Raw genomic sequence first — 12843 nt, forward strand, 5'->3', positions numbered from 1 at the left:
TTGAACGCAGTTCATGGAGCGAATCCGCTCCGTGACGCCGCCGACCGACGGCTCCCGCGCATCGCGGGGCCGTCGGGCCTGGTGATCTTCGGCGTCACGGGCGATTTGTCCCGTAAAAAGCTGATGCCCGCGGTGTACGACCTCGCCAACCGCGGCCTGCTGCCGCCGGGCTTCTCGCTGATCGGGTTCGCCCGTCGCGAGTGGCAGGACGAGGACTTCGCCGACGAGGTGTACCAGGCCGTCAAGCAGCACGCCCGCACGCCCTTCCGCGAGGAGGTGTGGCAGCAGCTCAGCCAGGGGATGCGGTTCGTCCAGGGCAACTTCGACGACAACGAGGCCTTCGAGACCCTCAAGAAGACGATGGAGGAGCTCGACCAGGCGCAGGGCACCGGGGGCAACTTCGCCTTCTACCTCTCCGTGCCGCCGAAGTTCTTCCCCGTGGTCGTCCAGCAGCTGAAGAAGCACGGGCTGGCCGACCAGAGCGACGGCTCCTGGCGGCGCGCGGTCATCGAGAAGCCCTTCGGGCACGACCTGGCCTCCGCCAAGGAGCTGAACTCGATCGTCCACGAGGTGTTCGCCCCGGAGCAGGTCTTCCGGATCGACCACTACCTGGGCAAGGAGACCGTCCAGAACATCCTGGCGCTGCGGTTCGCCAACACCCTCTTCGAGCCGATCTGGAACCGGTCGTACGTCGACCACGTGCAGATCACGATGGCCGAGGACATCGGCATCGGCGGCCGCGCCGGGTACTACGACGGCATCGGCGCCGCCCGTGACGTCATCCAGAACCACCTGCTCCAGCTGCTGGCCCTGACCGCGATGGAGGAGCCCGCCTCCTTCGACGCGGACGCCCTCGCGGCCGAGAAGACCAAGGTGCTGGGTGCGGTGCGGCTGCCCAAGGACCTCGGCAAGTCGACGGTGCGGGCCCAGTACTCCGCCGGATGGCAGGGCGGCGCGAAGGCCGTCGGTTACCTGGAGGAGGAGGGCATCGACCCCAAGTCCAAGACCGACACGTACGCCGCGATCAAGCTGGGGATCGACAACCGCCGCTGGGCGGGCGTCCCCTTCTACCTGCGCACCGGCAAGCGTCTGGGCCGCCGCGTCACCGAGATCGCGGTGGTCTTCCAGCGGGCCCCGCACTCCCCCTTCGACCACACGGCGACCGAGGAGCTGGGGCACAACGCCCTGGTCATCCGCGTCCAGCCGGACGAAGGCGTGACCATGCGGTTCGGCTCGAAGGTACCGGGCACCTCCATGGAGGTGCGGGACGTCTCGATGGACTTCGCGTACGGCGAGTCCTTCACCGAGTCCAGCCCCGAGGCGTACGAGCGGCTCATCCTCGACGTCCTGCTCGGTGACGCGAACCTCTTCCCGCGCGTGGAGGAGGTCGAGCTGTCCTGGCAGATCCTCGACCCCATCGAGCAGTACTGGGACAAGCACGGCAAGCCCGCGCAGTACCAGGCCGGGACCTGGGGGCCGGTCGAGGCGGACGAAATGCTCGCACGAGACGGACGGAGCTGGCGCCGGCCATGAAGATCGACCTTACGGACACCACGTCCGGCAAGATCAACAAGGCCCTGGTGCAGGGCCGGCGGGCCATCGGCACGCCGGCCGTCGGCATGGTGCTCACCCTCGTCATCGTCACCGACGAGGAGAACGCGTACGACGCGCTGAAGGCCGCCAACGAGGCGTCCCGCGAGCACCCGTCGCGCACCCTGGTCGTCATCAAGCGGTTCTCGCGCTCGCCGCGGGACCGGGCGAAGGCGCGCCTGGACGCCGAGGTGCGGGTGGGCGCGGACGCGGGCACCGGCGAGACGGTGGTGCTGCGGCTGTACGGCGAGGTCATCAACCACGCCCAGTCGGTGGTCCTGCCGCTGCTGCTGCCGGACGCGCCGGTCGTGGTGTGGTGGCCGGTCGACGCGCCGACCGACCCGGCGAAGGACCCGCTGGGCGCCCTGGGCCAGCGGCGGGTGACCGACACCTACGCCGGTGAGCACCCGATCGAGGAGCTGAAGGCCCGCGCCGAGGCGTACACGCCGGGTGACACGGACCTGTCCTGGACGCGGATCACGCCGTGGCGTTCGATGCTCGCGGCGGCCCTCGACCAGATCCACTGCGAGGTCACGTCGGCCGAGGTGGAGGGCGAGGAGTTCAACCCGAGCGTCGAGCTGCTGGCCATGTGGCTGGCCGACCGGTTGAAGGTCCCGGTGAAGCGCTCGCAGTCGCAGGGGCCCGGGCTCACGGCCGTACGGCTGGCGACCGACTGCGGTCCGATCGTGCTGGACCGCGCCGACGGTTCGCTGGCCACGCTGTCCATCGAGGGGCAGCCCGACCGGGCGGTCGCGCTCAAGCGGCGTGAGACGGCTGAGCTGATCGCCGAGGAGCTGCGGCGGCTCGACCCGGACGACACGTACGCCTCGGCGCTGCGGTACGGGATCGACCGGCTGGGCCGGCACGGGGGCTCCGAGACCGCCGGGCCGGAGCCCGCCGCCGCGGCGGCGTCGCCCGGTGACGGCTCCACCAGGAAGGCGCCGGCGAAGGCCGCGGCGAAGAAGGCGGCCGCCAAGTGAGCGCACCGCAGCTGGTGGTCCACCGCGACAAGGAGCTGATGGCGCGGGCCGCGGCGGCCCGGCTGATCACGGCGGTCGTGGACGCCCAGGCCGCCCGCGGCTCCGCCTCGGTGGTCCTGACGGGCGGCCGCAACGGCAACGGCCTGCTGGCCGCGCTGGGTTCGTCGCCCGCCCGGGACGCGATCGACTGGTCGCGGCTCGACCTGTGGTGGGGCGACGAGCGGTTCCTCCCGGAGGGCGACCCCGACCGCAACGACACGCAGGCCCGCGCCGCCCTGCTGGACGCCGTCCCGCTGGACCCGGCGCGGGTGCACACCATGCCCGTGTCGGGCGGTGCGTACGGCACGGACGCGGACGCCGCGGCCGCCGCGTACGCCGAGGAGCTCGCCACGGCGGCCCGGGCGGGCGGCGCGAGCGCCGAGGTGCCGGCCTTCGACGTGCTCATGCTCGGCGTCGGCCCGGACACGCACGTCGCGTCGCTGTTCCCGGAGCACCCCGCGCTGCGGGAGACCGAGCGCACGGTGGTGGGCGTGCACGGCGCGCCCAAGCCGCCACCGACCCGGATCTCGCTGACGTTCCGGGCGATCCGCGCGGCGCGTGAGGTGTGGCTGCTGGCGGCGGGCGAGGACAAGGCGGAGGCGGCCGCGACCGCCCTGTCGGGTGCGGACGAGCTCCGGGCCCCGGCCGCCGGGGCGTACGGCCTGGCCCGGACGCTGTGGCTGCTGGACGCCGCGGCGGCCGCGGAGCTCCCGCGCTCGCTGTACGCGCCGGCCTGAGCAACGGCCCCCGTCGGGTACGCGCAGAACGGCCCGGTCCACCGCGAGGTGGGCCGGGCCGTTTCGTGCGTGCGGGCTCAGCGCGCGGCGGAGGCGGCGTCGCGGCGGCGCCTGCGCAGCAGCAGGCCTTGTCCGGGCAGCTCCACCGCGTGGTACAGGACCGCCGACAGGGCCAGCGACACGGCGAGGAGGAGCGCGGCCGCGCCGACGGAGGCGAAGCCCTCGGCGTGCGGCGTGCGGCCGAACCACAGCCCGGCGGCGGACAGCACCAGCAGGTGGATCATGTAGAAGGCGAAGGACCACTCGCCGAGCCGGACGAGCCGGCGGCCGCGCCACGGCGACGGCGTGCCCCGGACGTCGGCGACCGCGCCGGCCGCGATGAGCAGGGCGAAGCCGAGCACGGTGGCCGAGGCGTACGCGCCGCGCAGCTCCGGTACGAGGAGGTAGCCCGCCGCCGTGACCGCCAGCGAGACGCCGGGCCCGGGGCCGTACCACCGGCCCAGTGCCACCAGCCGGGCGAGCGCCATGCCGAGGACGAACTCGGGCAGCCGGACGGGCGGGAAGTTGAAGGCCAGCCCCAGGTGCCAGGCCGATTCGACGCCCGGCAGGGACATCACCGTAACGGCGCACAGTGCCGCCAGGACGTGGAGCCCCCCGGGGCCCAGCCGGCGGACCACCGCGAACAGGGCGGGGAACGCGGCGTAGAAGAACGCCTCGCAGACCAGCGACCAGCTGACCGGGTTGACGGCCTGCCACCACTCGGTCCGCCAGGCGCTCACCAGCAGCAGGTTCGCCACGACCTCGACGTGACCGTCCCGCGGCCGCAGCCCCGGCAGCACCGTGAACGCCAGCAGCAGGGTGACCGCCGCCGTGACCAGGTGGACCGGGTAGACACGGGCGATGCGGCGGCGCCAGAACGCCGGTGCCCGGTCGCCCGGCCGGGCCGACCACGCCAGGACGAAGCCGGAGAGGACGAAGAAGAAGGACACGCCGACGAGGCCCGGCGCGAACGCCCGGTTCACCCATGCGTGGTCCCGGCCGCCGAGGTAGCCGGCGTGCCATACGTGGTAGAGGAAGACGAGGAGGGCCGCGGCCCATCTCATCCCGGTCAGCGAGGGCAGCCGGCCGCCCCGCGGGGTCCGTGCACTCCTTTCGGCGGCTCGTGACGTCGGCTCGGCGAGCCGGTGGTCGTGGAGCGAGACAGACAACGCGCTGTTCCGTTCAGCCGTCCTTCGGGTGGGCAGCGCCTGCGGGGGCAGGCGCGGGAGCCAGCCACGATACGTGCCGGAGCACCGGACGGCCCCGCTGGTGCGGCGCCGGATGGCCCAATCTCACCGCTGGAGGAACGGCTCCAGCAGCTCCGGCACCGCGTCCGCGGCGAAGCGCAGCGCCTCGCTCCCGTCGGCGTCGTGGACGTGGTACGCGCCGGCTCCCGCCGCCGTCGTCGCGGTGAGCGTGACCAGTCCGGCGCGGCGCTGGAGCCACGACTGCCTGACCGTCCAGCCGATGACGCCGCCGCGCTGCAGGGCGACCGTCGCGCGGCGGACCGTGCCGGAACGGGTGAGGAGGTAGCCGCCGCTGATGCCGTGGCCCAGGGCGCGGTACGCGTCGAGGGCGAAGGCGACCGCCACCGGCGTCAGGAGCAGGGCGCAGCCGGCGGCCGCGTAGGCGAGGACGTCCAGGCCGGCGGCCACGGCGAGGACCGCCAGCAGCAGGGCGGGGGCGAGTGCGGCTCCCACCGCACGGCGCAGCCTGCGGGTCCGGGCCGCGCGGGGGTGCGCGGTGAGGGGCCGGGCCGTCAGGGGCAGCGCCGGCAGCGGCTGTCCGGTGAGGGGGTGCGCCGGGAGCCGGGTGTCCGTGGCGGCCGGCGCCTCGCGCAGCACCCGGGCGGCCACGTCGTGGGCCAGGGCGCGCGGGACGGCGGGCAGCAGCGCCCGGTGGTCGGCGTGCTGGTCCTCCTCGTCCTGGGTGAGTCCGGTGGCGATGGCGTCGACCCGGGCGGCGCCGCACAGGCGCGCGCCGAGCGGCTCGACCAGCTCGACACCGCGCAGCCGGCGTTCCTCGATGGACAGGGAGCGTGCGGTGAGCAGTCCGCGGCGGACCCTGAGCGTGCCGCCGGGCTCGCGCTCCAGCCGGTAGTTCCACCACATCTCGACCCACAGTCCGAGGGCGCCGACCACCCCGGCGGCCGCTGCGGCCGCGACGAGCACGAGGACGGTCCACACCAGGGGCGTGTCCCGGAACCGGTCGCCGATCCAGTCGATGACCTCCCGCTGGGCCCCGAACCAGTCGCTGACCTGGAGCACGGCCCCGGCCGCCGCACCGCCGAGCAGCGGGGCGACGAACGAGACCGGGGCGTACCGGATCCAGGCGGGGTCCAGCGCGGCCAGCTCGCCGTCGGCCGGGGTGCCGTCGGCGCGGGCGAGCGTGCGGTCGAGCAGCTCGCGCCGCAGCCGCTCGCCCTCGGCCCGGGTGACGGGGTCGAGCTCCAGGGTGGAGTCGCCGCCGGTGTGCTCCCCGGTGCCCATGCGGACCTTGACCAGCCCGAGGACGCGCAGCAGCGGATGGGCCGTCAGGTCGACGCTGCGGATCCGCTCGCGGGGCAGTGAACGGCGCTTGACGAGCAGCAGCCCGGTGTGGAGCTCGGCGCGCTCGGGGCCGATGCGGTAGCGGGTCCTGCGCCAGCGCACATGGTCGACGGCCGCCGCACCGGCGATGAGCGCGACCGCGCCGGCCAGGACGAACGCGCACGCCTGCCACACCGCCATCGCCCCGGCGAGCCCCAGGAACGCGGGCACGGCTCCACCGGCCGCGACACCGGCCGTCACCAGGGCGGTGACGGCGACGGTCCGCCGGTCGAGCCGCCGCCAGTCGTCCTCGCCGCGCCCGCCGGGAACCACCTGCACAGCGGGAACGGCCTGCCCGGCGGATGCCGTGTCCTCGGTGCCGGCGGCCGTCATGTCGCGTCCCCGGGGGTGGCCCGGGTGAGCACGGTCAACCGCTCGGCGAGCTCCGCGGCCAGTTCGTGGTCGAGCCCCTCGATCCGGAGGGCGCCCTTGGCGGAGGCGGTGGTGACGGTCACCGTGGCGAGCCGGAACGCCTGCTCCAGCGGCCCGCGCACGGTGTCCACGGTCTGGATCCGCGACATCGGCGCGATCCGCCACTCGCGCAGGAAGTAGCCGGTGCGGACGTAGACGGCGTCGTCCGTGACCTCCCACCGGTGGACGCCGAACCACCAGCGGGGGAGGAACGCGGTGCAGGCCAGCCCCAGCACGGCCACGGCCGCCGCGGGCAGCAGCAGCCAGGTGCGCACGGGCGCGATGAACACGCCCAGCAGCACGAGGACGGCCACGGGTGCCGCGGTGAGCAGCGCCAGCTGCGCCCGCCACCAGCCGACGGCCCGCTCGCTCGGCGGGTGGGCCGGCGGCCGCAGCCGCACCGCGTTCTCCCCCGTCATCGGACCTTCCCCCTAGTCCTTGCGCCCGCGCCGCGCCCGGTACCGGCCGGCCAGTGCGGCGGTCGAGCTGTCCAGCTCCTCGCCGCCCCTGCCCTCGGTCAGCACGGGCTCGATCCTCTTGGCCAGCACCTTGCCCAGCTCGACGCCCCACTGGTCGAAGGAGTCGATGTTCCACACGGCGCCCTGGACGAAGACCTTGTGCTCGTACAGCGCGATCAGCTGGCCCAGCACCGACGGGGTCAGCTCGTCGGCGAGGATGGTGGTGGTGGGGTGGTTGCCGCGGAAGGTCTTGTGCGGCACGAGCTCCTCCGGGACGCCCTCCGCCCGTACCTCCTCGGGCGTCTTGCCGAAGGCGAGCGCCTGCGTCTGGGCGAAGAAGTTGGCCATGAGCAGGTCGTGCTGGGCGGCCAGGCCCGGCGGCAGATCGGCGACCGGCTCGGCGAAGCCGATGAAGTCCGCCGGGATGACCTTGGTGCCCTGGTGGATCAACTGGTAGTAGGCGTGCTGCCCGTTGGTGCCGGGCGTGCCCCAGACGACCGGACCGGTCTGCCAGTCGACGGGGTTGCCGTCGCGGTCGACGGACTTGCCGTTGGACTCCATGTCGAGCTGCTGGAGGTACGCCGTGAACTTGGACAGGTAGTGGCTGTACGGCAGGACGGCGTGCGACTGCGCGTCGAAGAAGGCGCCGTACCAGACACCCAGCAGGCCCAGCAGCAGCGGCGCGTTCTCCTCGGGCGGCGCGGTGCGGAAGTGCTCGTCGACGAGGTGGAAGCCGTCGAGCATCTCGCGGAAGCGGTCCGGTCCGATGGCGATCATCAGGGACAGGCCGATGGCCGAGTCGTACGAGTAGCGGCCGCCGACCCAGTCCCAGAACTCGAACATGTTGGCCGTGTCGATGCCGAAGTCCTCGACCTTCCCGGCATTGGTCGACAGCGCCACGAAGTGCCGGGCGACGGCCTCCTGGCCGGCGTTCAGCTCGGTGAGGAGCCAGTTGCGGGCCGAGGTGGCGTTGGTGATGGTCTCGATGGTGGTGAAGGTCTTGGAGGCGATGATGAACAGCGTCTCGGCGGCGTCCAGATCGCGGATCGCCTCATGGAGGTCGGCGCCGTCGACGTTGGAGACGAAACGGAACGTCAGGTCCCGCCGGGTGTAGGAGCGCAGCACCTCGTACGCCATCGCCGGGCCCAGGTCCGAGCCGCCGATGCCGATGTTGACGATGTTCTTGATGGGCTTTCCGGTGTGGCCGGTCCACTCGCCCGAGCGGATCCGCTCCGAGAAGGCGGCCATCCGGTCGAGCACCGCGTGCACGCCCGGCACCACGTTCTCGCCGCCGACCTCGACGACGGCGTCGCGCGGGGCGCGCAGCGCGGTGTGCAGGACGGCGCGGTCCTCGGTGGTGTTGATGCGCTCGCCGCGGAACATGGCGTCCCGCAGTGCGGCGACCCCGGTCGCGGCGGCCAGTTCCCGCAGCAGCCGCAGCGTCTCGTCGGTCACCAGGTGCTTGGAGTAGTCCAGATACAGGTCGCCGACCTGCAGGGTGTAGTCGGTGCCGCGCGCCGGGTCGGCGGCGAACAGGTCGCGCAGATGTGTCTGCCCCAGCTGCTCGCGGTGCTTGCCCAGAGCGGTCCACTCGGGCATCCGATTGAGCCTGGTGCGTCCTTCTGCTGCATTCATCTCGGACATCAGCCCACTTCTTCTCGTACCTGCCTGCTTGCCCCGCTGCGACTCCCAACCTAATTGATCTGCGGCGTCAGTGACGCGACGGCGAGCGCGAACAGTCCGGCGGCCAGCAGGGCGGGGGTGTTCAGCCCCCAGGCCGCCGCCACCGCGCCGCCCAGCATCGCGCCGAGCGGGGCGCCGCCGATCGCCAGCGTGCGGAAGGCGGCGCTCGTCCGGCCGATCATGCCCTCCGGGCTGCGCTCCTGCATGAGCGTGACCTGGTGGACGTTCCACACCATGCCCATGAGTCCGAACACCGCCATCGCGACGACGGCGACCCACAGTTCGCGTACCGTGCCCATCGCCACCAGGGCGCCCGTCTGTACGGTCCCGGCGACGAGCACCGCCCGCATCCGCCCGATCCGGGCGCCGATCCGCCCGGCCACCGCCCCGCCGGCCAGACTGCCCGCCGCGTACGCCGTGATGGCCGCCGCGAAGCCGGCGTCGCCCGCGTCCAGCCACCCGGTGATGTGCAGCACCAGCGTCGCGATGAGCGCGCCCACCCCGACGTTCGTCAGGGTGGTGGCCACGCACAGGGCCCGCTGGGTGGCGTCCCGCCACAGCACCCTCAGCCCCTCGGCCATCTCCGCCCGCAGGGTGGAGCCGGGCGCACGCGGGGCGCGCTGCGGCGCCGCCACCCGCAGCGAGGCCACCAGCAGCGCCGCCAGGACGTACGTGACGGCGTCCGCCGCGTACGGCACGGCGGCACCCGCCACCAGCAGCACCGGCACCAGCGGCGCGGCGAGGAACCCGCCGGCGAGCTGCTGCCCCGTCATCAGCCGGGCGTTGGCGCTCGCCAGCGTCTCCGCCGGCACCAGCGACGGCAGCAGCGCGGTGGCGGCGTTGTCGAAGAGCGTCTGGAGCGTGGTGAGCGCGAACGCGAGCGCGATCAGCAGGCCTATCGAGGCGTGCCCGAGGGCGATCGCGACCGCGAAGCCCGCCATCAGCACACCGCGGACCAGGTCGACGGCCCACATGGCGCGCCGCTGGTCGATCCGGTCGGCGACGGCCCCGCCCAGCAGCCCGAAGAGCAGCCACGGCAGATAGCCGCACGCGGACACCGCGGCGATCAGCAGCGGGTCACGGGTCAGCGAGGCGGCCAGCAGCGGCAGCGCGGCGGTGCGCAGCGAGTCGCCGAACTTCGAGACGACCGCGGCGGCCCACAGCCGCCCGAACCCACCGCGCCACGCGGGCACGCCCCGCACCGGCCGTACAGCCTGAGCTTCCGCCACAACTCCCCCTCCGCGCCGGGCCGTCCGGCCCTGCCAACGGTAGGGGGCGGCACTGACAGCGGGGCTCGGCCGGCTGCGGGGGCCCTACGGCGACGGGCTCCGCCGGTGGTGTCCACCGGCGGAGCCCGTCACTCACACATCAGATCTCGCCCCGCAGTTTGGCGAGCGCCTCGGCCAGGATCGCCTCGCCGTCCGCGTCGCTGCGCCGCTCGCGCACATACGCGAGGTGCGTCTTGTACGGCTCCGTGCGCGGCGGGTCCGGCGGGTTGTCCCGGTCCTGTCCGGCCGGGAACCCGCACCGCGGGCAGTCCCAGGTGTCCGGAACCTGCGCGTCGCTGGCGAAGCTGGGCTGGGTCTCGTGCCCGTTCGAGCACCAGAAGGAGATCCGGAGACGCGGCGCGGATTCGCCCCGCTCGGCCTCCCCCATCGGCCCCGCCCCGACCCGGCTTCCCCGGATCGCGTTGCCACTTGCCACGGTCGTAACTCCCTGCGTGATGGTGCTCGAAGATGCCCCAGTCTACGTAAGGCCCAACGCGCGTCCAGTGATTGGAGTTACACCCGGCCACCGGACGCGGAACCGCCGGCTCAGCCGTCCAGCTTCACCAGCAGCGCAAGTACGACAATGCACGCGAACCACAGCAGACCGACCACTACGGTGATGCGGTCCAGGTTGCGTTCGGCGACGGACGAGCCACCGACGGACGACTGCATGCCGCCACCGAACATGTCGGAGAGGCCGCCGCCCTTCCCCTTGTGCATCAGCACCAGCAGCATCAGCAGCAGGCTGAAGACGATCAGGGCGATCGAGAACCCCATAACCACGGCTGGACCCTACTTCCTGGCAATTCTCGGACTTCTGGACTTCTACGGACGACGGGGGCCGGGCTCACCCAGAGCCCCGGCCCCCGCAAGGGTACGACGGATCCGCCCTACCGCATACTCACACCTGCCGGTCCGCCCCGAGGGCTCCGGGGCACCGGCTCACTGGTCGCGGAAACGGACGATCCTGACGAACTCGTCGGCGTCCAGTGCCGCGCCGCCCACGAGGGCGCCGTCGACGTCCGGCTGCGCCATGATCGCGGCCACGTTCGAGGCCTTCACGGAACCGCCGTACTGGATGCGGACCTTGTCCGCCAGCTCCTGCGAGTACAGCTCGGCCAGCCGTCCGCGGATCGCCCCGCAGACCTCCTGGGCGTCCTCGGGCGTGGCGACCTCGCCGGTGCCGATGGCCCACACCGGCTCGTACGCGATCACGATCGACTCGGCCTGCTCGGCCGGGACGTCCTTCAGCCCGCCGTCGAGCTGGGCGAGCGTGTAGGAGACCTGGTCACCGGCCTTGCGGACGTCCAGGCCCTCGCCGACGCAGAGGATCGGGGTGAGCCCGTGCCGGTACGCGGCCTTGACCTTGGCGTTGCAGAGCTCGTCGGTCTCGGCGTGGTACTGCCGGCGCTCGGAGTGACCGACCGCCACGTACGCGCACTTCAGCTTGGCCAGCATGGCGCCGGAGATCTCACCGGTGTACGCGCCGGAGTCGTGCGCCGAGATGTCCTGGGCGCCGTACTTGATCTTGAGCTTGTCGCCCTCGACGAGGGTCTGCACCGAACGCAGGTCGGTGAAGGGCGTCAGGACCGCGACCTCGACGGCGTCGTAGTCCTTGTCGTTCAGGGCGAAGGCGAGCTTCTGGACGTGCGCGATGGCCTCGAGGTGGTTGAGGTTCATCTTCCAGTTGCCCGCCATCAGCGGGGTACGGGTGCTGCTCATGTAAGGGTCAGTCCTCCAGTGCGGCGAGGCCCGGAAGCGTCTTGCCCTCGAGGTACTCGAGGCTCGCGCCGCCGCCGGTCGAAATGTGGCCGAAAGCGTCCTCGTCGAAGCCCAGGATCCGCACGGCGGCGGCGGAGTCGCCACCGCCGACGACCGTGAAGGCCTTGGAGTCGACGAGCGCCTGGGCGACGGCCTTGGTGCCCTGGGCGTAGTCGGGGTGCTCGAAGACGCCCATCGGGCCGTTCCAGAAGACGGTGGCCGCGTCGGCGAGCTTCGATGCGTACAGCTTGCGGGTCTCCGGACCGATGTCCAGGCCCTCCTGGTCGGCCGGGATCGCGGTGCTGGCGACCGTGGTGGGGTGGGCCGGGGCCTTGGTCTTCAGGTCCGGGAACTCGGAGGAGACCAGGACGTCGACGGGGAGGACGAACTCCACGCCCTTCTGCTCGGCGCGCGCCAGGTACTCCAGGCACACCGGGACCTGGTCCTCCTGCAGCAGCGAGATGCCGACCTCGTGGCCCTTGGCCTTGAGGAAGGTGTACGCCATGCCGCCGCCGATGAGGATGCGGTCGGCCTTCTCCAGCAGCTGGTCGATCACGCCCAGCTTGTCGGAGACCTTCGCGCCGCCGAGGACGACGACGTACGGGCGCTGGACGTCCTCGGTCAGCCGCTTGAGGACGGCGACCTCGGAGGCGATCAGGTAGCCGGCGTAGCCCGGGAGCAGCCGCGGCAGGTCGTACACGGAGGCGTGCTTGCGGTGGACCGCGCCGAAGCCGTCGCCGACGTACACGTCCGCGAGGGCGGCGAGGCGGGCGGCGAACTCGGCGCGCTCGGCGTCGTCCTTGGACGTCTCGCCGGCGTTGAAGCGCAGGTTCTCCAGGACGGCGACCTGGCCGTCCTCGAGGTGGCCGACGGCCGAGTGGGCCTCGGAGCCGATGGTGTCGCCCGCGAAGGACACCGGGCGGCCGAGCAGCTCACCGAGGCGGGAGGCCGCGAACCGCAGGGTGTAGGCGGGGTCCGGGGCACCCTTGGGGCGGCCGAGGTGGGAGGCCACGACGACCTTGGCACCGGCCCCGGTCAGCGCCTTGATGGTGGGCAGCACGGCGCGGATGCGGCCGTCGTCGGTGATGGTGGTGCCGTCCATGGGCACGTTGAGGTCGGCGCGGACGAATACCCGCTTGCCCTCCACCCCTTGGCGGAGGAGTTCATCGATCGTCTTCATCTGTCCCTGTTGCTCCTTGGAGAATCGACGCAAGCGACAGGGCCCGTACAGCGCGGCGTTGCGCTGCCCGAGCCCTGTGCTCACACCGGGATGCCTGCCCTGGTGCTCA

The 12843-nt window shown here is 72.7% G+C and carries 12 protein-coding genes; 3 read left to right on the plus strand and 9 right to left on the minus strand.

What is annotated here, in order from left to right:
* From zwf to pgl, 3 genes are read left to right on the plus strand one after another with little or no spacing between them, the layout of a single operon-like run.
* The gene (zwf, locus tag ACIA79_RS12310; protein ID WP_399428142.1) at positions 1-1533 is read left to right on the plus strand and encodes a glucose-6-phosphate dehydrogenase; all 1533 of its coding nucleotides are present in this window, start codon (positions 1-3) and stop codon (positions 1531-1533) included.
* Positions 1530-2570: a glucose-6-phosphate dehydrogenase assembly protein OpcA gene (opcA, locus tag ACIA79_RS12315; RefSeq protein ID WP_399428143.1), complete on the plus strand. Its 1041-nt coding sequence runs from the start codon at positions 1530-1532 to the stop codon at positions 2568-2570. The genes zwf and opcA overlap by 4 nt, the downstream gene beginning before the upstream one ends.
* Positions 2567-3346 (plus strand): 6-phosphogluconolactonase, encoded by a 780-nt coding sequence (gene pgl / locus ACIA79_RS12320; protein WP_399428144.1) that lies wholly within the window; start codon positions 2567-2569, stop codon positions 3344-3346. The genes opcA and pgl overlap by 4 nt, the downstream gene beginning before the upstream one ends.
* Positions 3347-3423: 77 nt before the next feature.
* Here the strand turns inward: pgl and ACIA79_RS12325 are convergent, their stop codons facing one another.
* The 9 genes from ACIA79_RS12325 to ACIA79_RS12365 form a co-directional block, all read right to left on the minus strand.
* On the minus strand, positions 3424-4449 hold the full coding sequence (locus ACIA79_RS12325; RefSeq protein WP_399428145.1) for an acyltransferase family protein: 1026 nt from the start codon (positions 4447-4449) through the stop codon (positions 3424-3426).
* A 228-nt stretch (positions 4450-4677) separates the two neighbouring features.
* Positions 4678-6306, minus strand: a complete 1629-nt coding sequence (locus ACIA79_RS12330; protein ID WP_399428146.1) for a PH domain-containing protein — start codon at positions 6304-6306, stop codon at positions 4678-4680.
* Positions 6303-6803 carry a PH domain-containing protein gene (locus ACIA79_RS12335; RefSeq protein WP_399428147.1) on the minus strand — a complete coding sequence of 167 codons (501 nt, stop codon included), beginning with the start codon at positions 6801-6803 and terminating at the stop codon, positions 6303-6305. The genes ACIA79_RS12330 and ACIA79_RS12335 overlap by 4 nt, the downstream gene beginning before the upstream one ends.
* Before the next feature lie 12 nt (positions 6804-6815).
* On the minus strand, positions 6816-8486 hold the full coding sequence (gene pgi, locus ACIA79_RS12340; protein WP_399428148.1) for a glucose-6-phosphate isomerase: 1671 nt from the start codon (positions 8484-8486) through the stop codon (positions 6816-6818).
* A gap of 50 nt (positions 8487-8536) precedes the next feature.
* On the minus strand, positions 8537-9754 hold the full coding sequence (locus ACIA79_RS12345; RefSeq protein ID WP_399428149.1) for an MFS transporter: 1218 nt from the start codon (positions 9752-9754) through the stop codon (positions 8537-8539).
* Positions 9755-9893: 139 nt separating this feature from the next.
* A complete protein-coding gene (locus tag ACIA79_RS12350; RefSeq protein WP_003957010.1) occupies positions 9894-10229 on the minus strand; it encodes an RNA polymerase-binding protein RbpA in 336 nt (111 codons plus the stop codon).
* A 110-nt stretch (positions 10230-10339) separates the two neighbouring features.
* Positions 10340-10570 (minus strand): preprotein translocase subunit SecG, encoded by a 231-nt coding sequence (gene secG / locus ACIA79_RS12355; RefSeq protein ID WP_031072642.1) that lies wholly within the window; start codon positions 10568-10570, stop codon positions 10340-10342.
* A gap of 165 nt (positions 10571-10735) precedes the next feature.
* Entirely contained in the window at positions 10736-11515 is a 780-nt protein-coding gene (tpiA, locus tag ACIA79_RS12360) for a triose-phosphate isomerase (RefSeq protein ID WP_399428150.1), read from the minus strand.
* Positions 11516-11522: 7 nt separating this feature from the next.
* Entirely contained in the window at positions 11523-12734 is a 1212-nt protein-coding gene (locus ACIA79_RS12365; protein WP_399428151.1) for a phosphoglycerate kinase, read from the minus strand.
* Between the last annotated feature and the right edge of the window lie 109 nt (positions 12735-12843).

This window comes from Streptomyces sp. NPDC051310 (assembly GCF_044455245.1).
In the GTDB taxonomy this organism is placed as follows: Bacteria; Actinomycetota; Actinomycetes; order Streptomycetales; family Streptomycetaceae; genus Streptomyces.

Coding starts and splice junctions, on each gene's coding strand:
- opcA (WP_399428143.1), top strand. CDS start 1,530: ATGAAGATCGACCTTACGGACACCACGTCCGGCAAGATCAACAAGGCC.
- ACIA79_RS12325 (WP_399428145.1), bottom strand. CDS start 4,449: ATGAGATGGGCCGCGGCCCTCCTCGTCTTCCTCTACCACGTATGGCAC.
- ACIA79_RS12330 (WP_399428146.1), bottom strand. CDS start 6,306: ATGACGGCCGCCGGCACCGAGGACACGGCATCCGCCGGGCAGGCCGTT.
- ACIA79_RS12335 (WP_399428147.1), bottom strand. CDS start 6,803: ATGACGGGGGAGAACGCGGTGCGGCTGCGGCCGCCGGCCCACCCGCCG.
- pgi (WP_399428148.1), bottom strand. CDS start 8,486: ATGTCCGAGATGAATGCAGCAGAAGGACGCACCAGGCTCAATCGGATG.
- secG (WP_031072642.1), bottom strand. CDS start 10,570: ATGGGGTTCTCGATCGCCCTGATCGTCTTCAGCCTGCTGCTGATGCTG.
- tpiA (WP_399428150.1), bottom strand. CDS start 11,515: ATGAGCAGCACCCGTACCCCGCTGATGGCGGGCAACTGGAAGATGAAC.
- ACIA79_RS12365 (WP_399428151.1), bottom strand. CDS start 12,734: ATGAAGACGATCGATGAACTCCTCCGCCAAGGGGTGGAGGGCAAGCGG.